The following is a 24531-nucleotide window of genomic DNA, read 5'->3' on the forward strand; positions in this document are numbered from 1 at the left end:
TCCAGCCAGCCGCGCGTCTTCATGTCCAGCAGCCATTCCGTCCCCGACGGCAGCAAGTTCATCAGCCCGCAGGGCACCCGCGCGGTGAAGGGCGGGCAGAAGCCCAACGCGCACAGCCATGAGCCCGACGTCAGCCGCAAACCGCCGTGGCTGCGCGTGAAGCTGCCCAGCGGGGCGCGTTACGAGGAAGTGGCCGACATCGTGCGCACGCACCAGCTCAACACCGTGTGCGCCGAATCCAAGTGCCCCAACATCGCCGAGTGCTGGGGCCGCGGCACCGCCACGCTGATGCTGATGGGATCGGTATGCACGCGCGCCTGCAGGTTCTGCTCGGTTTCCACCGGCAACCCGAACGGCTGGCTCGATCCGCTGGAGCCGGCCAAGGTGGCCGACGCGGTGGCACTGATGGGGCTCAAGTACGTGGTGCTCACCTCGGTGGACCGCGACGACCTCGCCGACGGCGGCGCCGCGCACTACGCCGCCTGCGTGAAGGCCATCCACCTGCGCTCGCCCGATACCGCGGTGGAGGCGCTCACCCCCGATTTCGCCGGCAACCATGCCAGCGTCGCCACCGTGCTCGACGCCGGCCTGGCCACCTACGCGCAGAACCTGGAGACGGTGCGCCGGCTCACCCACCCGGTGCGCGACCCGCGCGCCGGCTACGAGCAGACGCTGGGCGTGCTGGCCTTCGCCAAGCGCCACGCTCCCGGAACACTCACCAAGACCAGCCTGATGCTCGGCCTGGGCGAGACCGACGACGAGATCGAGCAGGCGTTGGACGACATGCGCGCCGCCGCCGTCGACGTGGTCACGCTGGGCCAGTACATGCGCCCCAGCCCCCACCATCTGCCGGTGGAGCGTTTCGTCACCCCGGACGAATTCCGTGCCTATCGCGAACTGGCGCTCGGCAAGGGTTTCGTGGAAGCGGTCGCCGGACCGCTGGTGCGTTCGAGTTATCGCGCCGAACGCGTGCTGGAGCACAACAACCTGGGACTGTGACCCGCGGCGCGACGGGACGGTCCATCGCTTCGATGTCCATCGACATCAGGAGGTACGCCATGTTCCGTTTCTTCGTACAACGCTCCCTTCGCCGCTCGCTGACCGGACCCGACGCCGCCGGCGCCGCGCTGGCGGCGGGCCGCAAGCCTTCCGCTGCGCCGGCCGGCGAGTCCGTGCTGGCGCGAGAGCAGCGCATCGACGACGAACTCGCCCAGAGTTTTCCGGCCAGCGACCCGCCGAGCTGGGTGCAGGGCTCGGTGTCGGCGCAGCATTGAATTCCCACCCGGCTTCATCCAAGGAGGATGGCATGGACACGACGATGTACCCGCAGGCAACGGCGGAACTGGCGCGCAAGCGTCGCGAGCTGGCGCCGGCACCGCTGGACGCATTCAAGGCGTTCAGCGCCGCGGTGTTCGCCGATGGCGCGCTGCCGGCAGTCACCAAGCAGCTGATCGCGGTGGCGGTGGCGCACGTCACCCAATGCCCGTACTGTATCAAGGGCCATACGGCAGGGGCTTTGAAGCAGGGCGCCAGCGAGCAGCAGATCATGGAGGCGATCTGGGTGGCTGCCGAGATGCGCGCGGGCGGCGCCTACGCCCATTCCGCGCTGGCGCTGGACACGATGCGTCACGCGCACGAGGCCGCCTGAGATGGCCGCACGCTTCACCACGGTATCGCACAGCATCCTCGATGCGGTGGGCGACACCCCGCTGCTGGAGATCGAGGGCGTCTACGCGAAAATCGAGTTCCTCAACCCTTCCGGCTCGATCAAGGCGCGCATCGCCAAGTACATGATCGAGCGGGCCGAGCAGGAGGGCCTGCTCAAGCCCGGCGACACCATCGTGGAGGCGACCAGCGGCAACACCGGCAACGCGCTGTCGATGGTGGCGGCGGTGAAGGGCTACCGCATGCTGGTGGTGATGCCCGAAGGCATGTCCAGCGAGCGCGTGGCGATCTCGCGCGCCTACGGCGCGGACGTGCTGTTCTGCGGCAATTTCCACGTCAACGAGGCGTTGCAGCGCGCGAGCGAACTGGGTCGACAACCGGGTTACTTCGCACCCAGCCAGTTCGAGTCGGAGTGGAACGTGGAGGAGAACCGGCTGATCCTCGGCCCGGAAATCCTCGCCCAGCTGCCGTCGGGCCGCGTGCCGGATGCGCTGGTGCTGGGCGTCGGCACCGGCGGCACGCTGATCGGCGTGGGACAGGCGTTCCGCGCGGCCAATCCGGCCGTGCGGCTGTTCGCGATGGAACCGTCCGAGTCATGCACGATCCTGTGCGGCGAGATCGCCGCACACACCATCGAGGGCATTTCCGACGGTTTCGTGCCGGGTATCTTCCAGCGCCACGCGGGGCTGGTGAACGAAGTGCTGAGCGTGTCCAGTGCCGATGCGGTGAACGAGATGAAGCGGCTGGCGCGCAGCTACGGGTTGTTCTGCGGGCCGAGCTCCGGCGCGCACCTGCTGGCGGCCAAGCGCATCCGGCAGAATTTCCCGGAGCTGAAGACGGTGGTCACGGTGTTCTGCGACGAGGGCGAGAAATACCTGCACGAGTATTTCATGCAGCCCGCCGCCGTCGACGTGGGCGCCACGCACTTCCGCTGAGCCGGTGATGCGGGGCCGGCCTCGCACCGCGCGTTCGGCAAGGATCTACAGCGGCGCGCAGTGGCGGTGCAGCCACTCCAGGTCGGCGTCCTCCAGCAGCGGGCTGAGTGCGGCGCGCACGCTGGCGTGGTAGTCGTCCAGCCAGCCACGCTCCTCCGGGTTGAGCAGGCCCGGTTCCAGTGCGCGGCGGTCGAACGGACACATGGTCAGGGTTTCGAAGGCGAGAAACTCGCCGAACTCGGTGCGGTCGGCCTCGACCACCACGGCCAGGTTCTCGTGGCGGATGCCGTGGCGACCGGGCTTGTACAGGCCCGGCTCGATCGAACTGATCATGCCCGGCTCCAGCGCCACCAGCGCGCCGCCGGCCACCGGCGGGCGGATGCCGTGCGGGCCCTCGTGCACGTTGAGAAAGTAGCCCACGCCATGGCCGGTGCCGTGGCCGTAGTCCATGCCGCTGGCCCACAGCGGTGCGCGCGCCAGCGCGTCCAGCTGCGGGCCGCTGGCGCCCTTGGGGAAGCGCGCGCGCGACAGGGCGATCATGCCCTTCAGCACCAGCGTGGCGTCGCGGCGCTGCTCCGCGGTGGTTTCGCCCAGCGCCAGCATGCGGGTGATGTCGGTGGTGCCGCCGAGGTACTGGCCGCCCGAATCGATCAGCAGCAGGCCCTTCGTCTGCAGCGTGGCATGTGCTTCCGGCGTGGCGCGGTAGTGCGGCAGCGCGCCGTTGGCCTGGTAGCCGGCGATGGTGGCGAAGCTCTCGCCGACCCAGCCGGGCTGGGCCGAGCGCTCTTCGTGCAGCAGGGTGTCGACGTCGAGCTCGGTCACCGTCATGCCGGCGGCGAGACGCTGTTCCAGCCGGCGGAAGCCGCGCACCAGGGCGGCGCCGTCGCGGCGCATCACGTCGCGGATGTGGTCGAGTTCGGCGGCGCTCTTGACCGCCTTGAACGCGGTGCTCGGATTGGCGGCCTCGATCTGCGCCACGGCCGGCGGAATCGCCGCGGCGATCGCGCTGACCACCCGGCCGTTGTCCAGCAGCAGGCGGTCGTTCGCGCCCAGTTCCCCAAGCATCGAGGTGATCGAGGCGTAGTCGGCGATGGCGATGCCGTCGACGGCCAGCTTCGCGACCAGCGCGTCGTCGAGCTTGGCGCGGCTGACGAACAAGGTGGCGCGGCGATCGGCCTGCACCAGCAGGTGGGCCAGGAACACCGGGTTGCATTCGACGTCGCTGCCACGCAGGTTGGTCAGCCAGGCGATGTCGTCCAGGCTGGACAGCAGGTGATGGGTGGCGCCGAGCTTGTGCATCGCCTTGCGCAGGCGGGCGAGCTTGTCGGCGCGCGGGATGCAGGCCCAGGCCAGTTCGTGTTCGGTCACCGGCGCCTGCGGCATGGCCGGACGATCCGCCCAGATCGCGCCGGGCAGGTCCAGATCGATGCGCAGCGTGGCGCCGCTGTCGGCGAGCCTGCACTCGATCTGCTGCCGAGTGGCCACCGCCACGCTGTCGCCGGCTACCGCCAGCACATCACCTTCGTGCAGATGCTGCTGCAGCCATTCCAGGTGCTCCGGCGTGTGCGCCACGCGCAGCTTCATCAGGTCGATGCCGCTGCCGGCCAGTTGCTGCTCGGCCTGCGCGAAATAGCGCGAGTCGGTCCACAGCCCAGCCCACTCGCGGCCGACCACCAGGGTGCCGGCCGAACCGGTGAACCCGGACAGCCATTCGCGCGTGGCCCAATGGGCGGGCAGGTACTCGGACAGGTGCGGATCGGCGCTGGGAACCAGCACGGCGGCGACGCCGTGTTGCTGCATGGCCGCGCGCAGGGCGGCAAGACGGGTGGGGACAGGGTTGTTCATCCGGGCATGCTAGCAGGCGGCCAGTGGCCGTTTCATCCGTTGCGAGGGCGCCGGAAATGAACCGATCGCGACGAATTCCGCCGTGCCATCTCGCAGTGCGCCGCTTCTGCGGCTAAAATGCCAATTTCCAGCACGGCTGCTTTCCATGACCCCCCTGATTTTCGTCACCGGCGGTGTGGTGTCCTCGCTTGGCAAGGGCATTGCTGCGGCGTCGCTCGCTTCCATTCTCGAAGCACGCGGCCTTTCGGTCACCATGATGAAGCTCGATCCCTACATCAATGTGGATCCGGGCACGATGAGTCCGTTCCAGCACGGCGAGGTCTACGTGACCGACGACGGCGCCGAGACCGACCTCGACCTCGGCCACTACGAGCGCTTCGTCCGCACCCGCCTGACCGGCAAGAACTCGATCACCACCGGCAAGATCTACGAGAGCGTGATCCGCAAGGAACGCCGCGGCGATTACCTGGGCGCGACGGTGCAGGTGATCCCGCACATCACCGACGAGATCAAGCACTGCATCCACGAGGCCACTCGTGGCTTCGACGTGGCGCTGGTGGAGATCGGCGGCACCGTCGGCGACATCGAGTCGCTGCCGTTCCTGGAGGCGATCCGCCAGCTGCGCATCGAGCATGGCCCGGAGAAGGTGGTGTTCATGCACCTCACCCTGGTGCCGTTCATCAAGGCCGCCGGCGAGATCAAGACCAAGCCCACCCAGCATTCGGTGAAGGAACTGCGCTCGATCGGCATCCAGCCGGACATCCTGCTGTGTCGCTGCGAGCAGCCGTTGCCCGAGAGCGAGCGGCGCAAGATCGCGCTGTTCACCAACGTGCCGGAAAACGCGGTGATCAGCGCCGCCGACGTGGACATCATCTACAAGCAGCCGCTGTACCTGCACCAGCAGGGGCTGGACGACATCGTGGTCAAGCGGCTCGGCCTGGACGCGAAGCCGGCGGACCTGTCCGCCTGGCAGCGCACGGTCGATGCGGTGGAGCATCCGAAGGACGCGGTCACCGTGGCCATCGTCGGCAAGTACGTCGAGCACAAGGATGCCTACAAGTCGCTGGGCGAGGCGCTGCGTCACGGCGGCATCAAGCAGCTGACGCGGGTGAACCTGGACTGGATCGACTCCGAACAGGTCGAGGCCGAAGGTGCCGCAAAGGTGCTCGGCCACGCCGATGCGATCCTGGTGCCCGGCGGCTTCGGCAAGCGCGGCTTCGAGGGCAAGGTGCTGGCCGCGAAGTACGCCCGCGAGCATGGCGTGCCGTACTTCGGCATCTGCTACGGCATGCACGCGGCGGTGGTGGATTTCGCCCGCCACGTGGCCGGCCTCGCCGACGCCGATTCCAGCGAGAACGAGCGCAACACGCCGAACCCGGTGATCGCGCTGATCACCGAGTGGACCACCGCCACCGGCGAAGTCGAGCAGCGCAGCGACCGCTCCGACCTCGGCGGCACCATGCGCCTGGGCGCGCAGGAATGCCGCCTCAAGGCCGGCACGCTGGCGCGCGAGCTGTATGGCCAGGACGTGGTGCGCGAACGCCATCGCCACCGCTACGAATTCAACAACCGCTACCGCCAGAGCTTCGAGGACCTGGGCCTGGTGATCTCCGGCAAGTCGATGGACGACCTGCTGGTGGAGATCGTCGAGCTGCCGCAGCAACAGCACCCGTGGTTTCTCGGCTGCCAGGCGCATCCGGAGTTCACTTCCACCCCGCGCGACGGCCACCCGCTGTTCATCGGCTTCGTGCGCGCCGCCCGCGAGTTCAAGGCGGTGCGCGAGGGCGAGAAGCTGGCCAGGGAGCACGTGGCATGAGGTTGTGCGGCTTCGAGGTCGGGCTGGACCGTCCGCTGTTCCTGATCGCCGGCCCCTGCGTGGTGGAGTCAGAGCAGTTGCAGCTGGACACCGCCGGCACGCTGAAGGAGATCACCGCCAGGCTCGGCGTGAACTTCATCTTCAAGTCCAGCTTCGACAAGGCCAACCGTTCTTCCGGCGAGAGCTTCCGCGGGCCGGGTCTGGAGGAGGGCCTGCGCATCCTCGGCGAAGTGAAGCGGCAGATCGGCGTGCCGGTGCTCACCGACGTGCACGAATACACCCCGATGGACGAAGTGGCGTCGGTGGTCGACGTGCTGCAGACGCCGGCCTTCCTGTGCCGGCAGACCGACTTCATCCAGAAGGTGGCGCGCGCCGGCAAGCCGGTGAACATCAAGAAGGGCCAGTTCCTGGCGCCGTGGGACATGAAGCACGTGGTGGCCAAGGCCAAGGCTGTCGGCAACGACGACATCATGGTGTGCGAGCGCGGCGCCAGCTTCGGCTACAACAATCTGGTGTCGGACATGCGCTCGCTGAGCGTGATGCGCGAGACCGGCTGCCCGGTGGTGTTCGACGCGACGCATTCGGTGCAGTTGCCCGGCGGCCAGGGCGCCAGCTCCGGCGGCCAGCGCGAGTTCGTGCCGGTGCTGGCGCGCGCGGCGGTGGCGGTCGGTGTGGCCGGCCTGTTCGCCGAGACGCATCCGGACCCGAGCAAGGCGCTGTCCGACGGGCCCAATGCCTGGCCACTGGGCAAGATGGAGGCGCTGCTGGAAATCCTGCTGGAGCTGGACGCGGTAACCAAGCGCCACCGCTTCCTCGAACAAGACGCGCAACAACTCGTGTAGGAGCCCGCTTGCGGGCGATGCCTTTCTTGCCTACCAAACCTGGAGCATCGCCCGCGAGCGGGCTCCTACGAGAACGACAACACTTCACCGACGGACGACCATGACCACCACGATCACCCGCATCCATGCCCGTGAAATCCTCGACTCGCGCGGTAACCCCACGCTGGAAGCCGAGGTCACCCTGGCCGGCGGCGGCTTCGGCCGCGCCGCGGTGCCCAGTGGCGCCAGCACCGGTACCCGCGAGGCGGTGGAATTGCGCGACGGCGACAAGGCGCGCTACCTCGGCAAGGGCGTGAAGCATGCGGTAGGCAACGTCAACGGCGCCATCGCCAGCGCGCTGAAGGGTTTCGACGCGGCCAACCAGGGCGGCCTGGATGCGAAACTGATCAACCTCGACGGCAGCCCGAACAAGGGCAAGCTGGGCGCCAACGCGCTGCTCGGCGTGTCGATGGCCGCCGCGCACGCGGTGGCGGCGCAGCGCAGGCAGGCGCTGTGGCAGTACCTGGCGGAGATCAACGGCACCACCGGCCAGCCCGGCGCGCTGCCGGTGCCGATGATGAACATCATCAACGGCGGCGCCCACGCCGACAACAACGTCGACGTGCAGGAATTCATGGTGCTGCCGGTGGGCCTGCCCAGCTTCGCCGAGGCGCTGCGTGCCGGCACCGAGATTTTCCATGCGCTGAAGGGCGTACTGAAGGGCCGCGGCCTCAACACCGCGGTAGGCGACGAGGGCGGCTTCGCGCCGAACCTGCGCTCCAACGTGGAAGCACTGGACACCATCCTCGAAGCCGTGGGCAAGGCCGGCTACAAGATAGGCAGCGAGATCCTGCTGGGCCTGGACGTGGCCAGCTCGGAGTTCTTCAAGGACGGCAAGTACCACCTGGAGGGCGAGGGTCGCCACTACAGCTCGACCGAGTTCGTCGACCTCTTGGCCGGCTGGGCGAAGCAGTACCCCATCGTCACCATCGAGGATGGCATGGCCGAGGGCGACTGGGATGGCTGGAAGCTGCTCACTGACAGGCTTGGCGAACAGGTGCAGCTGGTTGGCGACGACTTGTTCGTCACCAATCCGGCGATCTTCAGGGAAGGCATCGACAAGCACATCGCCAACGCCATCCTGATCAAGGTGAACCAGATCGGCACGCTGTCCGAGACGCTGGAGGCGATCGCCATGGCCGACGCGGCGAAATACGCGGCGATCGTCTCGCATCGCTCGGGCGAGACCGAGGACACCACCATCGCCGACATCGCGGTGGCGACCACCGCGACCCAGATCAAGACCGGCTCGCTGTGCCGCAGCGACCGCGTGGCGAAGTACAACCAGTTGCTGCGCATCGAGGAGGCGCTGGGTTCGGCTGCGCGCTACGCCGGCCGCGACGCGTTTCCCAACCTGACCCGCCTGCCGGGCTGAACGGTCATCCATGTTGCGCTGGATCGCCCTGGTTCTGATCCTGCTGCTGATCGGCCTGCAGCTGAAGCTGTGGACCGGCGGTGGCAGCATGCGCGAGGTGGACGGCCTGCGCGTAGCGGTGAAGAAGCAGGCCGACGAGAACGCGAAGCTGCAACAGCGCAATCAGGCGGTCGGTGCCGACGTGCTGGATCTCAAGCAGGGCGACCAGGCGGTCGAGGCGCGCGCGCGCACCGAGCTGGGACTGATCAAGCCGGGCGAAGTGTTCTACCAGGTGGTCGAGCAACCGGCCCGTGCCGGCAGCTCGTTGCCACCGCCGCCACCCGCCACGCCCGCCGGGTCGCCATGAGCGCGCCTGGGCTTTGGTGCGTGGTGCCGGCCGCGGGGCGCGGCACCCGGGTCGGCGGTGACTGTCCCAAGCAGTATCTGCCGCTGGCCGGGCGTCCGCTGATCGCGCACACGTTGGAGCGGCTTGCCGCGCATCCGCGCATCACCGGCCTGCTGGTGGCGCTGGCGGCCGGCGACGCGTACTGGTCCGGCATCGACACACTGAACGGCAAGCCGGTGCTGACCGCAGTCGGCGGCGCCGAACGCAGCGACTCGGTGCTGGCCGGGATCGACGCGCTGCCGGCGTCGGTAGGGGCGGATGCCTTCGTGCTGGTACACGACGCGGCGCGCCCGTGCGTACGCCTGGCTGATATCGGTCGGCTGGTCGAGCTGGCTGGCGCGACCGATGGCGGCCTGTTGGGCGCACCGCTGCGCGACACGCTGAAGCGGGCGGATGCGGCTGGCCGCAGCGCGTTGACCGAGCCGCGCGAGCTGCGCTGGCGCGCCTTCACCCCGCAGATATTCCGCCGTGGTCAACTGGCGGCGGCGCTGCGCGAGGCCGCAAGGCACGGCGTGAACGTCAGTGACGAGGCGATGGCGATGGAGCGGGCCGGTTTCGCACCGCTGCTGGTCGAAGGCGCCGAGGACAACATCAAGGTAACCACGACAGCGGACTTCGCGCTGGCCGAGTACCTGCTCTCCAGGACGACGTGATGCGCATAGGACAGGGTTTCGACGTACATGCATTCGGCGAGGGCGACCACGTCACCCTGGGCGGCGTGCGCGTGCCGCATCGTCGCGGCGTGGTGGCGCACTCGGACGGCGACGTGGTGATCCACGCGCTGTGCGACGCGATCTTCGGCGCGCTGGCGCTGGGCGACATCGGCCAGCACTTTCCGCCGTCGGACGAGCATTGGCGCGACGCCGACAGCCGCCAGTTCCTGCGCCACGCGGCGATGCTGATGGCGCAGCACGGCTACGCGCTGGGCAATGCCGACGTCACCGTGATCGGCGAGGCGCCGAAGGTCGGGCCGCACGTGCAGGCGATGCGCGAGAACCTCGCGGCCGATCTCGACAGCGAGATCGGCCGCATCAGCGTCAAGGCCACCACCACCGAAAAGCTCGGCTTCTGCGGCCGTGGCGAGGGGATCGCCGCACAGGCGTGCGTCCTGCTGGAGCGCCTGTGACCGAAGTAGAGGCCCGCAGCGCCGCAAGCCGACTGCACGATCGGCTCGAAACCATCGTCGAGCTGCTGCATCGGCACGAGGAGGACGGCCGCCTGCCGGCGGACGTGCTGGCGGACTTGCGCCAGCAACTGGACGAGCTGCATCCGGCCGACATCGCCTTCGTCCTGGAATCGCTGCCGCTGGACGACCGCCTGGCGGTCTGGCAGCTGGTGAAGGCCGATCGCGACGGCGAGATCCTGCTGGAAGTCTCCGACGCGGTGCGCGAGTCGCTGATCGCTGACATGGACCGCCACGAGATCCTCGCCGCGGTCGAGCCGTTGGACGCGGACGAACTGGCCGACCTGGTCGAGGATCTGCCCACCGCGGTGCTGCCGGAGCTGATGGCGAGCCTGGACACGCAGCAGCGCGAGCAGGTGCAGTCGGCGCTGTCCTACGAGGACGACCAGGTCGGTGCGCTGATGGACTTCGAGATGGTCACCATCCGCGAGGACGTCAGCCTGGAAACGGTGCTGCGCTACCTGCGCCGCTGGGACGAGCTGCCGGCGCAGACCGACAAGCTGTTCGTGATCAACCAGGACAACCTGCTCACCGGCGTGCTGCCGCTGCACTGGCTGCTGGTGAACCCGCCGGAGAAGATGGTCAGCGAGGTGATGGCGCCGGACGTCAACACCTTTCACCCCACCGACGACGCCTACGAGGTGGCGCAGGCGTTCGAGCGCTACGACCTGGTGACCGCGCCGGTAGTCGACGAGCGCGGCCACCTGATCGGCCGCATCACCGTCGACGCGATGGTCGACGTGATCCGCGAGGAAGGCGAGAGCGAGGCGTTGAGCCGTGGCGGCCTGCGCGAGGAGGAGGACATCTTCGCCTCGGTGTGGGCCAGCTTGCGCAACCGCTGGTCATGGCTGGCGATCAACCTGGTCACCGCGTTCATCGCCTCGCGCGTGATCGGCCTGTTCGAGGGCTCGATCGAACGGCTGGTGGCGCTGGCCGCGCTGATGCCGATCGTGGCCGGCATCGGCGGCAACTCCGGCAACCAGACCATCACCATGATCGTGCGCGCGCTGGCGCTGAACCAGATCACCGCCGAAAGCGCGAAACGGCTGTGGCGCAAGGAACTGACCGTGTCGCTGCTGAACGGGCTGGTCTGGGGCGGTGTGATCGGCCTCGTCGCGTGGCTGCTGTACGACAGCGTGTCGCTGGGCCTGGTGATGACCGCAGCGATGACGCTGAACTTGCTGCTGGCGGCGTTTGCCGGCGTCGGCATCCCGGTGCTGATGACGAAATTCGGGCGCGACCCGGCACTGGGTTCCAGCGTGCTGATCACCGCCATGACCGACAGCGGCGGCTTCTTCATTTTCCTCGGCCTGGCCACCATCTTCCTGATGTAGGAGCCCGCTGGCGGGCGATGCTGTTTGCCCGGCTTCAGAGCAGGAGCGTCGCCCGCCAGCCGGCTCCTACGTCCACCCACAGGATTTCGACGTGCAAGACCTTCCCCGCGCCTTCGGCGAACCGCCACTGACCGCCCGGTTGCGCAGCGCACCCGAGGATTTTCGGGTCGAGGAGATTCTCGGCTACGACGCCGACGGGGTCGGCGAGCACGCCCTGCTGTGGGTGGAGAAGCGCGGCGCGAATACCGACTGGGTCGCGCGCGAATTGGCGAAATTCGCCGGCGTGCCGCAGGTCGCGGTCGGCTATGCGGGCTTGAAGGATCGCCATGCGGTGACCCGGCAGGCGTTCTCGGTGCAGCTGGCCGGCAAGCCCGATCCGGACTGGTCGACGTTCCCGCACGCCGAGGTGAAGGTGCTGGCGGCGACGCGCCACTCGCGCAAGCTCAAGCGCGGCGCGCTGCGCGGCAATCGCTTCGTGCTGGTGCTGCGCGAGGCAGCCGGCGACCGTGCCGCAACCGAACGCGTGCTCGAACAGATCGCCGCGCGCGGCGTGCCGAACTACTTTGGCGAGCAGCGCTTCGGCCGCGAGGGCGGCAACGTGGCGCAGGCGCGGGCGATGTTCGCCGGCCGCCGCGTGGATCGCGACCAGCGCTCGTTCCTGTTGTCGGCCGCCCGTTCGCACATCTTCAACGCCGTGCTGGCGGCGCGGGTCGAGCGCGGCGCCTGGGATACGCCGCTGGAGGGCGAGATCTGGTCGCTGGCCGGTTCGCGCTCGTGGTTCGGGCCGGAGCCGTTCACTGAGGCGCTGGCCGGGCGGCTGGCGCGCGCCGACATCCACCCGTCCGGCCCGTTGTGGGGGCAGGGCGAGCCGCCGAGCCAGGGCGAGGCCGGCGCGCTGGAACGTGAGATCGCCGCGGCGAACGGCGAGCTGGCCGCCGGCCTGGCGGCGGCGCGGATGGAGCAGGAACGCCGGCCGCTGCGGTTGCTGCCGCGGGACCTGCGCTGGCGCTGGCTGGATGGCGACGCGCTGGAGTTGTCGTTCGAGCTGCCGGCCGGCGCGTACGCTACGGTGGTCGTGCGCGAGTTGGCCTCGATCGTGTAGGAGCGGACCCTGTGCGCGATGGCTCTCCGTCACGTCACGGAAAAGCATCGCGCACAGGGTGCGCTCCTACGCTCAGCCCTTGAGCAAGACGATCACCGCGCCGGTACCGCCCAGCGCCGGCCGCGCCGAGGCGAATGCGATCACGTCGTCGCGCCGGCGCAGTAGGCGGTCGGTGAGGCCCTTCAGCACCGGTCCGGCGGCTTTCGAGCGCAGGCCCTTGCCGTGCACGATGCGCACGCAGCGCAGGCCGTGCTGTTTCGCCTCGGCCAGGAAGGCGACGATGCTGGCCTGTGCGGCGGCGGCGTTCATCTGGTGCAGGTCGAGGTCGTCCTGCACGCTGAACTGGCCGCGCTTGAGCTGGCGCAGCAGCTTCGGCGGATAGCCGTCGCGCAGGTAGCCCAGTTCCTCGCCTACCTCGAGCAGGGCCGGGTCGAACGCCATGTCCAGCAGTTCTCCGGGTACTGCGGCTTCGTCCGCTTCCAGCATGTGCGGGTGCGGGGCCGGTTTCGCGGCGGCCGGTGGCGGCGTCGTCGGGGTGAGCGGGCGCACGTCGCCGATCGCCTCGCGGAACAGGCGGCTGTCGTCGTCGTTGACCGGTGCGGGTGCGCGGCGCGTCATGCGCCCATGCTAACCAATGGCGCGGCCGGGTGGCGGCGAGTGAAACCGCTGACGCGCTACGGTAGACTTCGAGGATTGAAATGCGCACCTCGACGGGACCGTCGGCGCGCCTGCAGTCAGCCTTCGACGGAGCATCATGCGAGTTCTGGTCAGTAACGACGATGGCGTGGATGCACCTGGCATCCGCGTGCTTGCCGAGTGCCTCGGCGAAGTGGGTCAGGTGACGGTGGTGGCGCCCGATCGCGATCGCTCCGGCGCCAGCAATTCGCTCACTCTCGACGCGCCGTTGCGCGTGCTGCCGATGGGCAACGGTTACTACCGCGTGGCGGGCACACCGACCGATTGCGTGCACCTGGCACTGTCCGGGCTGCTGGACGAAGAGCCCGACATGGTCGTGTCCGGCATCAACAATTCGGCGAACCTCGGCGACGACGTGATCTATTCCGGCACGGTGTCGGCGGCGATGGAAGGGCGTTTCCTGGGGCTGCCGGCGATCGCGGTGTCGCTGGTCAGCCACGACCACAAGGGCGTGCATTACGACTCGGCGGCGAAGGCGGTGCTGTTGCTGATGCAGCGCCTGCGGGTCGATCCGCTGCCGGCCGACACCATCCTCAACGTCAACGTGCCGGATCGGCCGTGGGCAGAGATCGAAGGTTTCGAGGTCACCCGACTGGGGCGGCGTCACCGCTCCGCGCCGTGCATCGCGCAAACCGACCCGCGCGGCCGGCCGATCTGGTGGATCGGCCCGGCCGGCGAGGTGGACGATGCCGGCCCCGGCACCGATTTCAATGCCGTGCGGCGCGGTTTCGTCTCGGTCACGCCGATCCATGTCGACTTGACCCGCTTCCAGGCACTGGAGAAGGTCAGCAGCTGGATGCAGCCGTTGAGCGATGCGATGGCGACGGGCCGGGCCAACAGCGACGAGGCGGCCTGAGCGATGACCACGTATCCATTGCCTGCCGCGGACCTGAAGGGCGAGGGCTTGACCTCGCAACGCGCGCGTGATCGCCTGGCTGCGATCCTGAAGGAAGGCGGCATCCGCGATCCGCGGGTGATCGAGGTGATCCGCAACCTGCCGCGTCATCACTTCATCGACCAGGCGCTGCACTCGCGCGCCTACGAGAACGACGCGCTGCCGATCGGCCATGGCCAGACCATCTCGCAGCCGTGGGTGGTGGCGCGCATGACCGAGGCGTTGCTGGAATTCGGCGTGCCGCAGAAGGTGCTGGAGATCGGCACCGGCTCCGGCTACCAGGCAGCAGTGCTGGCGACACTGGTGCCGCAGGTATTCACGGTAGAGCGGATCGAGGCGCTGCTGCGCCAGGCGCGCCGACGCTTCCGCCAGCTCGGCCTGACCAACCTGCGCTCGCGCTACGACGACGGCAAGCTCGGCTGGGCGGACGAGGCGCCGTTCGATGCGATCATCCTCACCGCTGCCGGCGACACCATTCCCACCCGCATCCTCGACCAGCTCAGCCCGACCGGCGTGCTGGTGGCGCCGGTCGGCTCGCCCAGCCGGCAGACCCTGATCCGCATGCGCGGCGACGGCCAGGGCGACTTCATCCAGGAAGAACTGGGCGCGGTCAGTTTCGTGCCGCTGCTGGGCGGAATCGGCTGATGAGTCTGTTCGGGGCACTTTATGCGCGTGCGCTGAGCTGGGCACGCGAGCCGAGGGCGCTGTATTACCTGTCCGGGCTGAGTTTCGTCGAGTCGTTCATCTTCCCGATTCCGCCGGAAGTGATGCTGGCGCCGATGATGCTGGGCAAGCGGCACAAGGCGTTCTTCTTCGCCAACATCAGCCTGCTGTTCTCGCTGCTCGGCGCACTGGTCGGCTACGTGCTGGGCCACTGGGCGTTCCATGCCTTGCGGCCGGTGCTCGACGCGCTGCATCTGCTGGCGCCGATCGAGCAGGGCGTGGCGACCCTTAGCAAGCAGATGGTCGAGCACCACTGGGGCATGTTCGGCGTGCTGATCCTGGCCGCGTTGCAGCCGGTGGTGCCGATGAAGTTCGTCACCTGGGCCTGCGGCATCATCGGTGTGCCGGTGCTGCCGTTCCTGGCCTGCATCGGCCTCGGTCGCGGCAAGCGCGTGTGGCTGCTGGCGCTGCTGATCCGCCTCTTCGGCGAACGTGCCGAGCGCATCCTGCACAGGTACATCGAGCGGATCGGCTGGAGCGCGCTGGTCGTACTGGCCCTGCTGCTGGTGTGGTGGTTCGGCTTGCGTTGAGCGGCGCCGCCGTGGAGGCCGACGCCGCATGAAAAAGGCCGTCGGCCTCGGTATGCTGATGCGCATGGACCGATATCTCTTGTGGTGCGCAACCCTGGCCATGACCTTGCTGCTTGCCGCCTGCGGCACCATGCGCAGTTCGGTCGTGGTGGAGCCGGTGGCAGGCGGCTACGGCAGCCATGCAGTTGCCGCAGGCGCTGCCGCGTCGGCCCGCACGCCGATTCCCGGCGGCAGCTACGTGGTGGCGAAGGGCGACACGCTGTACTCGATCGCGTTCCGCAAGGGCGTGGACTTCCGGGACTTGGCGCAATGGAACGGGATCGCCGCGCCGTACACGATCTGGCCGGGACAGCAGCTGACGCTTTCGCCGCCGGCAAAACATGCCGCCATTCCGGCACCGGCCGCACCTGCTCATGCCGGCAGCGAGTCGGTGGTATCGACCGCGTCGACATCAGCGCCGGTGTTCGAGCCGGTGACGACGCCGGCCGCTCCGTCGCTCCATCCGTCGGCTGCCGCCTCCGCGAGCGCGCCGGCTGCCTCCACCGCAAGCATGCCGTCGCCGGCCCATCCAGCTGCACCGGTCGTTGCCGCGACGGCCGGCACGGTGCCGGTGGCCGGCATGCCGGTTGCCGCGCCCGCGAGCATGCCGCCGCCTGCGCCCGCGGCGGCGGGGGTTTCACGTGTGGTCAGCGGTGTGCAATGGCGCTGGCCGGCCGACGGCAATGTGGTCGGCCGCTTCCAGGGTGGCGAGGCGATTCCCGGCATCGAGATCGCCGGCAAATCAGGCGATCCGGTGCGTGCCGCCGCCGACGGCGTGGTGGTGTACAGCGGCAACGGTCTGGTCGGCTACGGCGAGCTGGTGATCATCAAGCACAACGACAGCTTGTTGTCCGCCTACGGCCACAACCGCAGGCGCCTGGTCAAGGAAGGCCAGCGGGTCAGCATGGGCCAGCAGATCGCCGAGATGGGCTCGACCGGCACTACCCGCAACGAGCTGGGGTTCCAGATCCGCAAGGACGGCAATCCGGTCGACCCGCTGGGCTACCTGCCGCCGCGTTGACGGCGACGCCGGCCGATCAGGCCGGCGGCAGGATGAACCCGGCGATCACCCGCCGCCCTTCGCCGGCCAGCAGGTTGTAGGTGCGTGCGGCAGCGGCGTTGTCCATCACTTCGATGCCGATGCCCTTGCGCAGGAAACCGGCCGTGAACGCGGCGGCCGGGAACACCTGTCGCTCGCCGGTTCCGAGGATGACCAATTCCGGTCGCAGCGCCAGAAGGTCTTCGACGTGGCCGGCGTCCAGCGTGGCGGCGGCGGTGACCGGCCAGTCTTCGATGGCCCGGTCCGGCGCCAGCAGAAAACTGCGGGTGAGCTCGCGGTCGATCAGGGTGACGCCGCGCGCGCCGACACGGCGCACGTACAGATAGCCTTCGGAGCGTTCGAACGACAGGTCCATCAGCGCGGCAGGGCGATCTTCGGTTCGTCGGCGTTGCGCCGAAACAGCACCACCACGTGGCCGATCTGGTGGATCTTCTCGGCCCCGGTGCCTGCGGCCAGCACTTCAATCTGGGCCTGCCGCTCGTCCTTGTCACCGCCGGACAGCTTCACCTTGACCAGTTCGTGGATGTCCAGCGCCAGGCCCAGCTCCTTCACCACGGCTTCGCTGGCACCCTTGTTGCCGAGCAGGACAACCGGGCTCAGGTCGTGGGCGAGGCTGCGCAGGTAGCGGATCTGCGAGGAGGAAAGGGTCATGCGGCGGTGCTCGATTCGCGGTCGGTGAACGGCAAAGGGTATCATGCGCCATCCCGTTCCCCCAATCGGCGACCGTGACGACATGGCCCGCAGCAAGAGCAGCGCAGTCTGGCTGCGTGAACATTTCAACGACGAGTATGTGAAGAAAGCCCAGGCCGAGGGCTTGCGTTCGCGTGCGGTGTACAAACTGGAGGAGTTGATCGAGCGCGACCGTCTGTTGAAGCCTGGCATCAACGTGGTCGATCTTGGCGCGGCGCCCGGCAGTTGGTCGCAGCTGGTACGCAACCGGCTGGGCGACAGCGGCAAGGTGTTCGCGCTGGACATCCTGCCGATGCAGAGCATCGCCGGGGTGGATTTCCTGCAGGGCGATTTCCGCGAGGAAACCGTGCTGCGCGAGCTGGAGTCCCGCCTGGAAGGGCTCAAGGTGGATCTTGTGCTGTGCGATATGGCCCCCAATATGAGTGGGGTGGCACTGGCTGACCAGATCCGGGCGATGGATCTGGCCGAACTGGCGCTGGATTTCAGTCGGCAGTGGCTCAAACCGGGCGGCTCGTTCCTGATCAAGTTGTTCCAGGGAGTCGGCTTTGACGATTACTTGCGCAGCTTGCGTGCGGACTTCTCCCGCGTAACCATGCGTAAACCTAAGGCCTCGCGCGCGCGTTCGCGGGAGGTATACGCGCTGGCGACGGGCCGCAAGCCCGCCCCGGCGTCACCGGGCGAGAACCTTGCATGAATGAAACAGCGAAAAATGTGTTGCTCTGGGTGATCATCGCGGTGGTCCTGTTCACCGTGTTCCAGAGCTTCAACCCGCGCGGCGCGGCCTCGTCCGACCTGCCGTACAGTTCGTTCGTGCAGAGCGTCGACAACGGCAATGTCGCCACCGCCACGATCAGCGCCGATCAGCCGGCCACCATCAGCGGCAAGCTGAAGGACGGCAGCCCGTTCCGCACGGTCGCCCCGATGCTCGGCTTCTCCACCAATGCGGTGGTCAAGCAGATGCAGGACAAGGGCGTCGAAGTCCGCCAGGATCCGTCCGAGGGCTTCTCGCTGATCGGCTTGCTGATCAGCTGGTTGCCGGTGCTGTTGATCGTGGGCGTGTTCATCTGGTTCATGCGTCAGATGCAGTCCGGCGGCGGTGGCCGCGGCGCGATGAGCTTCGGCCGTTCGCGTGCCAAACTCCAGGGCGAGGACCAGATCAAGGTCAACTTCAGCGATGTCGCCGGCTGCGACGAGGCGAAGGAGGAAGTCGGCGAACTGGTCGAATTCCTGCGCGACCCAGGCCGTTTCCAGAAGCTCGGCGGCAAGATTCCGCGCGGCGTGCTGATGGTGGGCCCGCCCGGCACCGGCAAGACCTTGCTGGCCAAGGCCATTGCCGGCGAGGCCAAGGTGCCGTTCTTCTCGATTTCCGGTTCCGACTTCGTCGAGATGTTCGTCGGCGTCGGCGCCAGCCGCGTGCGCGACATGTTCGAGCAGGCCAAGAAGCATGCGCCGTGCATCATCTTCATCGACGAGATCGACGCGGTCGGCCGCCATCGTGGCGCCGGCCTGGGCGGCGGCCACGACGAGCGCGAGCAGACGCTGAATCAGCTGCTGGTCGAGATGGACGGCTTCGAAGGCACCGAAGGCGTCATCGTGATCGCCGCCACCAACCGTCCCGATGTGCTGGACCCGGCGCTGCTGCGCCCGGGCCGCTTCGACCGCCAGGTCGTGGTGGGCCTGCCCGACGTGCGCGGCCGCGAGCAGATCCTCAAGGTGCACATGCGCAAGGTGCCAATCGCCAGCGACGTCGACGCGATGACCATCGCGCGCGGCACGCCCGGCTTCTCCGGTGCCGACCTGGCCAACCTGGTCAACGAGGCGGCGCTGTTCGCCGCGCGCGAGAACGCCCGTGAAGTGCGCATGAGCCACCTGGACAAGGCGCGCGACAAGATCCTGATGGGTACCGAGCGGCGCTCGATGGCGATGAGCGAGGACGAGAAGAAGCTCACCGCCTATCACGAGGCCGGTCACGCCATCGTCGGCCGGCTGGTGCCCGAGCACGACCCGGTCTACAAGGTCACGATCATCCCGCGCGGGCGCGCGCTGGGCGTCACCATGTACCTGCCCGAGGGCGACAAGTACAGCGTCAACCGCGTGGCGATCCAGTCGCAGCTGTGTTCGCTGTACGGCGGCCGGGTGGCCGAGGAACTGATCTTCGGCGCCGACAAGGTAACCACCGGCGCCTCCAACGACATCGAGCGGGCCACCAAGATGGCGCGCAACATGGCGACCAAATGGGGTCTGTCCGACGAGCTTGGACCGATCACCTACGGCGAGGACGAGGACGAGGTGTTTCTGGGTCGTTCGGTGACCCAGCACAAGAGCATCTCCAATGAGACCGCCAGCAAGATCGACGATGTGGTGCGCGGCATACTGGACCGGGCCTATGCGCGCAGCAAGGAATTGCTGACTGCCAACCTCGACAAGCTGCATGCCATGGCCGATGCGCTCCTGCAGTACGAAACGATCGACGCGCACCAGATCGACGACATCATGGCCGGGCGTGTGCCCGGGCCGCCGGCTGACTGGAGCAGGGACAGTTCAACCGGAGCCACACCGCCGCCTCCGCCGCCGAAGGGTGGTGCCGGCTCGACCGTAGGCAAGGTTGGCGACCCGGCGCCGCAGAGCCGGACTGGCCTGGATAGCTGACAACGCAGGGACGATCGCGCGATACGATGCGATGCGATGAGAGGGGCGGCCATGGTCGCCCTCTTCGTGTGCGGGTGGCCTTCCCGCGGCGCCAGCCGCAGGCGGCGATCGCGGGATCGGTGAACGACCGGATGCCGTTTGCGGGACATGAAAAATCCGATGAAGAATTTTCACGAAAAGGGTTGACGCAAGCAGGCAGAGTCTGAATAATTCCGCTTCTTGCTTCACCGCCCCGGCGTCGAGACATCAGGACGGCAAGGCAAAGTTTTTTTAGTGCGCCCGTAGCTCAGTTGGATAGAGTACCTGGCTACGAACTAGGTGGTCGGGAGTTCGAATCTCTCCGGGCGCACCATTTTTATTTCGCGAGACGGGGTGCTTGCACCCCGTTTTGTTTTCAACGGGACCGGTCTTGGTTCTCCGCGAAAACGATGATCGAGAAACACAAGGTGTGCTTCGGTACGGATTGACTGGGCGAGGCGGCACCCGTAACATTTGAAGGCTCCGGCGGCGGCATGGTCGGTGATTCGAAAGCGGGGTATAGCTCAGTCTGGTAGAGCGTTGCGTTTGGGACGCAAAAGTCGGGGGTTCGAATCCCTCTGCCCCGACCAGCGAGACGTTCTACCTGCAGCGACTGCGCCTGTAGCTCAACCGGATAGAGCATCGGCCTTCTAAGCCGACGGTTGCAGGTTCGAGTCCTGTCTGGCGCACCAGTATCAGGTCGATGGTGGATGTAGCTCAGCTGGTTAGAGTCCCGGATTGTGATTCCGGTTGTCGTGGGTTCGAATCCCATCATCCACCCCAGTTTCAACCCAGGTTTCCTGGGCCGTTAGCTCAGTTGGTAGAGCAGTTGACTCTTAATCAATTGGTCGAAGGTTCGAATCCTTCACGGCCCACCAATCCACAGAACGCCGGCCGCTCGCGGTCGGCGTTCTGCTTTGTACGGACGGGACAAGGGCGTGGTGCCGCTGATGGCGTGTCGCGCATCGCCGCCAGCGCTTGTGCTGCGGAGGCGCGCAACCGTAAAATGGTCCGCTTTCATATAAGGGAATCATCGACTTAGGCGGCGTGTCGGGGCGAGGTGCTTGCGGGGTGGCTCCGGCAGGCGACAATCGGTTTCGGAATCCGGCGGTTACGCGCGTCTGGCGAGGATGGCAAGGCGAGAGTGGCGGAATTGGTAGACGCACCAGATTTAGGTTCTGGCGGTTAACCCCGTGGGGGTTCGAGTCCCCCCTTTCGCACCATGCCCCACCGGTTCCCTTGGATTTTCTGGCGGCGATGCCCGCCATGGCGCCGGTGGCAACCCATAGCATCCAGGCCCACAACATCAGGTAGTACCAGGAGACGTCATGCAGGTTTCGGTTGAGAACATCGGCACGCTCGAGCGCAAGCTCACGGTGAAATTCCCCGCGGAGCGCTTCGAATCGCAGGTAAGCGCGCGCATCGCGGAAATGGGGCGCACGGTTCGCCTGAAGGGCTTCCGCCCGGGCAAGGTGCCGACGACGGTGATCAAGCAGCGTTTCGGCGAGCAGGTGCGTGGCGAGGTGTTGTCCGACCTGATCGGGAGCACGCTGCGCGAGGCCGTGGCGCAGGAGAAGCTGCAGCCGATCGCGAACCCGGCGATCGACACCACCGGTCGACCGGAAAATGGTGAAATCGCCTATACCGCGACGTTCGAGATCATGCCGGAATTCCCGGCGATCGACGTGAGCGCGCTCGAGATCAGCCGTCCGGTAGCGGTGGTGACCGAAGCCGATATCGACAAGATGCTGGAAACCCTGCGTCAACAGCGCCGCAGCTTCGATGAGGTGGATCGCGCCTCGGCCGAAGGCGATTTCGTGATGTTCGAGTATTCGGCCGAAGCCGGCGACTACCGTTTCCCGGCCGAAGGCCTGGAGCGTGCCGGCAGCGTGCTGGGCTCGGGTACCCTGTTCAAGGCGCTGGATGAAGCGCTGACCGGCCGCAAGGCGGGCGACGCCTTCGAGACCGAGATCGCCTTCCCGGAGGATTTCCGCAACGCGCAGCTCGCCGGCAAGAGCGCCCGGGTCAACTTCAGCATCATCAAGGTGCAGGAACCGAAGTTGCCCGCGGTCGACGCCGAGTTCGCCAAGTTGTTCGGCATCGCCGACGGCGACCTGGATACGTTCCGCAAGGAAGTTCGCGCGAATCTGGAACGCGAGCTGAAGGCGGCGCTGATGGCGCGCCTGAAGTCCGAGGTGGCGGAGAAGCTGTCCACGGCACACGCCGAGCTGGACGTGCCGAAGCTGATGGTGCAATCCGAGGCGCGCAGCATGGCCGCCGGCAGCGTGCCGCAGGGCCAGCAGCCGCCGCAGCAGCTCATCGAGGCGGCCATGCCGGTCGCGCGCCAGCGCGTGATCGCCGGCCTGTTGATGGGCGAGATCGCCCGCAAGCAGGAAATCAAGATCGACCGCAAGCGCGTGGCCGAGCAACTGGCGGCGATCGCCTCGACCTACGAGGAACCGGAAAAGGTCATTGAACTCTACAACGGCGACCCCCAACTGATGTCCGGGCTGCAGAATCGCGTGATGGAGGATCAGGTGGCCGAATGGGTGGCGGAACACGCCAACACCACCCAGCTGGACCTGAGCTTCGACGACGTGATGCGCCCAGCCAACGCCTGAGCAATCAGGCCCATCGAGCGGAGAGCTGCAAACATGGCCATGGATCCGATCCAGAACCTCAATTTGGTGCCGATGGTCGTCGAGCAGACCGCTCGCGGCGAGCGCTCCTACGACATCTATTCGCGCCTGCTGAAGGAGCGGGTGGTTTTCCTGGTGGGTGAGGTCAACGATCAGGTTGCCAACCTGATCGTTGCGCAGATGCTGTTCCTGGAGTCGGAGAATCCGGACAAGGACATCAACTTCTACATCAACAGCCCGGGCGGCTCGGTCACCGCCGGCCTGGCGATCTACGACACCATGCAGTTCATCAAGCCGAACGTCAGCACGATGTGCATCGGCCAGGCGTGCAGCATGGGTTCATTCCTGCTGATGGCCGGCGCCAAGGGCAAGCGCTTCGCCCTGCCGAACTCGCGCATCATGATCCACCAGCCTTCCGGCGGCGCGCAGGGCCAGGCCACCGACATCGAGATCCAGGCGCGCGAGATCCTGTATGTGCGCGAGCGCCTGAACAAGCTGTATGTCCAGCACACCGGCCAGCCGCTGGAGAAGATCGAGGCGGACATGGAGCGCGACCGTTTCATGAGCGCCGCCGATGCCAAGGCCTACGGCCTGATCGACGATGTGCTCGAAAAACGGGCCGGTGAGACGGTGAAATCGGCCTGATTTCGAGGTTTAACCCCAGGGTTGCGGGATGGGCTCTGCGTCTGCAGGCAGACGCGGAGCCCTGTGCTATTCTCGCGGCGCATTCAGATTTACCAGCGGGATCGAGAGTATGAGCGACGACCGGCAGGGGCGTTCCAGCGACAGCGGCAAGATTCTCTATTGCTCTTTCTGCGGCAAGAGCCAGCATGAAGTGCGCAAGCTGATCGCGGGTCCGTCCGTGTTCATCTGCGACGAGTGCGTGGAGCTGTGCAACGACATCATCCGCGAGGAGCTGGAAGAAAAAGCGGCTTCCGGCCGCACCCAGCTGCCCAAGCCCAAGGAAATCCGCGAGTCGCTGGACCAGTACGTGGTGGGCCAGACCCGTGCCAAGAAGGCGTTGGCGGTGGCGGTGTACAACCACTACAAGCGGATCGAGTCGCGCCAGAAGAGCGACGACATCGAACTGGGCAAGTCCAACATCCTGCTGATCGGCCCGACCGGTTCCGGCAAGACGCTGCTGGCCGAAACGCTGGCGCGCCTGCTCAACGTGCCGTTCACGATCGCCGACGCCACCACGCTGACCGAAGCCGGCTACGTGGGCGAAGATGTCGAGAACATCATCCAGAAGCTGCTGCAGAAGTGCGACTACGACGTCGAGAAGGCGCAGTCCGGCATCGTCTACATCGACGAGATCGACAAGATCTCGCGCAAGAGCGAGAACCCCTCGATCACCCGCGACGTATCCGGCGAAGGCGTGCAGCAGGCATTGCTGAAGCTGATCGAGGGCACCCTGGCCTCGGTGCCGCCGCAGGGCGGGCGCAAGCATCCGCAGCAGGAGTTCCTGCAGGTCGACACCAAGAACATCCTGTTCATCTGCGGCGGCGCGTTCGCCGGCCTGGAAAAGGTCATCCAGCAGCGCTCCGAGAACACCAGCATCGGCTTCTCGGCCGAGGTGCGCAGCAAGGAGCGCACCGAGAACCTGGGCAAGGTACTGGCCGACGTGGAACCGGCTGATCTGGTGCGTTTCGGCCTGATCCCGGAATTCGTCGGGCGCCTGCCGGTGGTGGCCACGCTGGACGAGCTGGACGAGGCGGCACTGGTGAAGATCCTCACCGAACCGAAGAACGCCGTCACCAAGCAATTCAAGCGGTTGTTCGAGATGGAAGAGGTGGAACTGGAGTTCCGCCCCGAGGCGCTGCAGGCGATCGCCCGCAAGGCGCTCAAGCGCAAGACCGGCGCCCGCGGTCTGCGCACCATCCTGGAACAGGTGTTGCTGGACACGATGTACGAACTGCCGTCGCTGGAGCATGTCAGCAAGGTGGTGGTGGACGACGCCGTGATCGAAGGCCAGGCCGAGCCTTACCTGATCTACCGCGGCAACCTGCAGCAACGGGTCGCGAATGACGGCGGCGACGCAGCCTGATTCCAGGTCCCGGCTGCAGTGACG

At 67.2% G+C, this 24531-nt stretch carries 25 protein-coding genes and 6 tRNA genes; 27 read left to right on the forward strand and 4 right to left on the reverse strand.

Annotated features, from left to right (window positions below; translation table 11 throughout):
* Positions 1–21: 21 nt before the first annotated feature.
* From lipA to R5H19_RS08095, 4 genes are read left to right on the forward strand one after another with little or no spacing between them, the layout of a single operon-like run.
* Positions 22–999: a lipoyl synthase gene (lipA, locus tag R5H19_RS08080; protein WP_318158486.1), complete on the forward strand. Its 978-nt coding sequence runs from the start codon at positions 22–24 to the stop codon at positions 997–999.
* Positions 1000–1058: 59 nt separating this feature from the next.
* Positions 1059–1274 (forward strand): hypothetical protein, encoded by a 216-nt coding sequence (locus tag R5H19_RS08085; protein ID WP_318158487.1) that lies wholly within the window; start codon positions 1059–1061, stop codon positions 1272–1274.
* 32 nt (positions 1275–1306) lie between these two features.
* On the forward strand, positions 1307–1648 hold the full coding sequence (locus tag R5H19_RS08090) for a carboxymuconolactone decarboxylase family protein (RefSeq protein ID WP_318158488.1): 342 nt from the start codon (positions 1307–1309) through the stop codon (positions 1646–1648).
* A 1-nt stretch (position 1649) separates the two neighbouring features.
* Entirely contained in the window at positions 1650–2600 is a 951-nt protein-coding gene (locus tag R5H19_RS08095; RefSeq protein ID WP_318158489.1) for a cysteine synthase family protein, read from the forward strand.
* A gap of 45 nt (positions 2601–2645) precedes the next feature.
* On the opposite strand, the gene R5H19_RS08100 is transcribed toward R5H19_RS08095, so the two are convergent.
* Positions 2646–4445, reverse strand: coding sequence for an aminopeptidase P family protein (locus tag R5H19_RS08100; RefSeq protein ID WP_318158490.1), 1800 nt, complete (start codon positions 4443–4445; stop codon positions 2646–2648).
* A gap of 145 nt (positions 4446–4590) precedes the next feature.
* Between R5H19_RS08100 and R5H19_RS08105 the strand changes: the two genes are divergently transcribed.
* From R5H19_RS08105 to truD, 8 genes are all read left to right on the forward strand, one after another.
* Positions 4591–6261 carry a CTP synthase gene (locus R5H19_RS08105; RefSeq protein WP_318158491.1) on the forward strand — a complete coding sequence of 557 codons (1671 nt, stop codon included), beginning with the start codon at positions 4591–4593 and terminating at the stop codon, positions 6259–6261.
* The gene (gene kdsA, locus R5H19_RS08110; protein WP_318158492.1) at positions 6258–7103 is read left to right on the forward strand and encodes a 3-deoxy-8-phosphooctulonate synthase; all 846 of its coding nucleotides are present in this window, start codon (positions 6258–6260) and stop codon (positions 7101–7103) included. The genes R5H19_RS08105 and kdsA overlap by 4 nt, the downstream gene beginning before the upstream one ends.
* Positions 7104–7203: 100 nt before the next feature.
* Positions 7204–8517: a phosphopyruvate hydratase gene (gene eno, locus R5H19_RS08115; protein ID WP_318158493.1), complete on the forward strand. Its 1314-nt coding sequence runs from the start codon at positions 7204–7206 to the stop codon at positions 8515–8517.
* Between the two features lie 10 nt (positions 8518–8527).
* Complete coding sequence (gene ftsB, locus R5H19_RS08120; protein WP_318158494.1) at positions 8528–8863, forward strand: cell division protein FtsB; 336 nt, start codon at positions 8528–8530, stop codon at positions 8861–8863.
* Positions 8860–9555, forward strand: coding sequence for a 2-C-methyl-D-erythritol 4-phosphate cytidylyltransferase (gene ispD / locus R5H19_RS08125; protein ID WP_318158495.1), 696 nt, complete (start codon positions 8860–8862; stop codon positions 9553–9555). The genes ftsB and ispD overlap by 4 nt, the downstream gene beginning before the upstream one ends.
* Positions 9555–10028: a 2-C-methyl-D-erythritol 2,4-cyclodiphosphate synthase gene (ispF, locus tag R5H19_RS08130; protein ID WP_318158496.1), complete on the forward strand. Its 474-nt coding sequence runs from the start codon at positions 9555–9557 to the stop codon at positions 10026–10028. Before ispD ends, ispF begins: the two co-directional genes overlap by 1 nt.
* Positions 10025–11419: a magnesium transporter gene (gene mgtE / locus R5H19_RS08135; RefSeq protein WP_318158497.1), complete on the forward strand. Its 1395-nt coding sequence runs from the start codon at positions 10025–10027 to the stop codon at positions 11417–11419. Before ispF ends, mgtE begins: the two co-directional genes overlap by 4 nt.
* A gap of 91 nt (positions 11420–11510) precedes the next feature.
* Positions 11511–12521: a tRNA pseudouridine(13) synthase TruD gene (truD, locus tag R5H19_RS08140; RefSeq protein ID WP_318158498.1), complete on the forward strand. Its 1011-nt coding sequence runs from the start codon at positions 11511–11513 to the stop codon at positions 12519–12521.
* A 72-nt stretch (positions 12522–12593) separates the two neighbouring features.
* On the opposite strand, the gene R5H19_RS08145 is transcribed toward truD, so the two are convergent.
* A complete protein-coding gene (locus R5H19_RS08145; protein ID WP_318158499.1) occupies positions 12594–13139 on the reverse strand; it encodes a Smr/MutS family protein in 546 nt (181 codons plus the stop codon).
* A gap of 136 nt (positions 13140–13275) precedes the next feature.
* Between R5H19_RS08145 and surE the strand changes: the two genes are divergently transcribed.
* From surE to R5H19_RS08165, 4 genes are read left to right on the forward strand one after another with little or no spacing between them, the layout of a single operon-like run.
* Positions 13276–14073, forward strand: a complete 798-nt coding sequence (surE, locus tag R5H19_RS08150) for a 5'/3'-nucleotidase SurE (RefSeq protein ID WP_318158500.1) — start codon at positions 13276–13278, stop codon at positions 14071–14073.
* A gap of 3 nt (positions 14074–14076) precedes the next feature.
* Positions 14077–14757 carry a protein-L-isoaspartate(D-aspartate) O-methyltransferase gene (locus tag R5H19_RS08155; RefSeq protein WP_318158501.1) on the forward strand — a complete coding sequence of 227 codons (681 nt, stop codon included), beginning with the start codon at positions 14077–14079 and terminating at the stop codon, positions 14755–14757.
* A complete protein-coding gene (locus R5H19_RS08160; RefSeq protein WP_318158502.1) occupies positions 14757–15365 on the forward strand; it encodes a DedA family protein in 609 nt (202 codons plus the stop codon). The genes R5H19_RS08155 and R5H19_RS08160 overlap by 1 nt, the downstream gene beginning before the upstream one ends.
* Before the next feature lie 52 nt (positions 15366–15417).
* Entirely contained in the window at positions 15418–16425 is a 1008-nt protein-coding gene (locus R5H19_RS08165) for a peptidoglycan DD-metalloendopeptidase family protein (protein WP_318158944.1), read from the forward strand.
* Positions 16426–16441: 16 nt separating this feature from the next.
* Here the strand turns inward: R5H19_RS08165 and R5H19_RS08170 are convergent, their stop codons facing one another.
* Together R5H19_RS08170 and yhbY are read right to left on the reverse strand one after the other, a co-directional pair.
* Positions 16442–16819, reverse strand: coding sequence for an Mth938-like domain-containing protein (locus tag R5H19_RS08170; protein ID WP_318158503.1), 378 nt, complete (start codon positions 16817–16819; stop codon positions 16442–16444).
* A complete protein-coding gene (gene yhbY, locus R5H19_RS08175; RefSeq protein WP_318158504.1) occupies positions 16819–17115 on the reverse strand; it encodes a ribosome assembly RNA-binding protein YhbY in 297 nt (98 codons plus the stop codon). Before yhbY ends, R5H19_RS08170 begins: the two co-directional genes overlap by 1 nt.
* Positions 17116–17197: 82 nt before the next feature.
* Between yhbY and rlmE the strand changes: the two genes are divergently transcribed.
* The 11 genes from rlmE to clpX all read left to right on the forward strand — a co-directional run bounded on the left by rlmE (position 17198) and on the right by clpX (position 24507).
* The gene (gene rlmE, locus R5H19_RS08180; RefSeq protein WP_318158945.1) at positions 17198–17848 is read left to right on the forward strand and encodes a 23S rRNA (uridine(2552)-2'-O)-methyltransferase RlmE; all 651 of its coding nucleotides are present in this window, start codon (positions 17198–17200) and stop codon (positions 17846–17848) included.
* Positions 17845–19803 (forward strand): ATP-dependent zinc metalloprotease FtsH, encoded by a 1959-nt coding sequence (gene ftsH, locus R5H19_RS08185; protein WP_318158505.1) that lies wholly within the window; start codon positions 17845–17847, stop codon positions 19801–19803. Before rlmE ends, ftsH begins: the two co-directional genes overlap by 4 nt.
* A 275-nt stretch (positions 19804–20078) precedes the next feature.
* Positions 20079–20155, forward strand: a tRNA-Arg gene (locus R5H19_RS08190).
* Between the two features lie 179 nt (positions 20156–20334).
* A tRNA-Pro gene (locus R5H19_RS08195) sits at positions 20335–20411 on the forward strand.
* 25 nt (positions 20412–20436) lie between these two features.
* Positions 20437–20513 (forward strand) — tRNA-Arg (locus R5H19_RS08200).
* Between the two features lie 14 nt (positions 20514–20527).
* Positions 20528–20604, forward strand: a tRNA-His gene (locus R5H19_RS08205).
* A gap of 19 nt (positions 20605–20623) precedes the next feature.
* Positions 20624–20699 (forward strand) — tRNA-Lys (locus tag R5H19_RS08210).
* Between the two features lie 260 nt (positions 20700–20959).
* Positions 20960–21044: transfer RNA gene (locus R5H19_RS08215), tRNA-Leu, on the forward strand.
* Between the two features lie 105 nt (positions 21045–21149).
* The gene (tig, locus tag R5H19_RS08220) at positions 21150–22442 is read left to right on the forward strand and encodes a trigger factor (RefSeq protein WP_318158506.1); all 1293 of its coding nucleotides are present in this window, start codon (positions 21150–21152) and stop codon (positions 22440–22442) included.
* A 33-nt stretch (positions 22443–22475) separates the two neighbouring features.
* Positions 22476–23105, forward strand: coding sequence for an ATP-dependent Clp endopeptidase proteolytic subunit ClpP (gene clpP / locus R5H19_RS08225; protein ID WP_318158507.1), 630 nt, complete (start codon positions 22476–22478; stop codon positions 23103–23105).
* 109 nt (positions 23106–23214) lie between these two features.
* Positions 23215–24507, forward strand: a complete 1293-nt coding sequence (clpX, locus tag R5H19_RS08230; protein WP_318158508.1) for an ATP-dependent Clp protease ATP-binding subunit ClpX — start codon at positions 23215–23217, stop codon at positions 24505–24507.
* Positions 24508–24531 lie beyond the last annotated feature (24 nt).

Source organism: Rhodanobacter sp. KK11 (assembly GCF_033345435.1).
Classification (GTDB): Bacteria; Pseudomonadota; Gammaproteobacteria; order Xanthomonadales; family Rhodanobacteraceae; genus Rhodanobacter.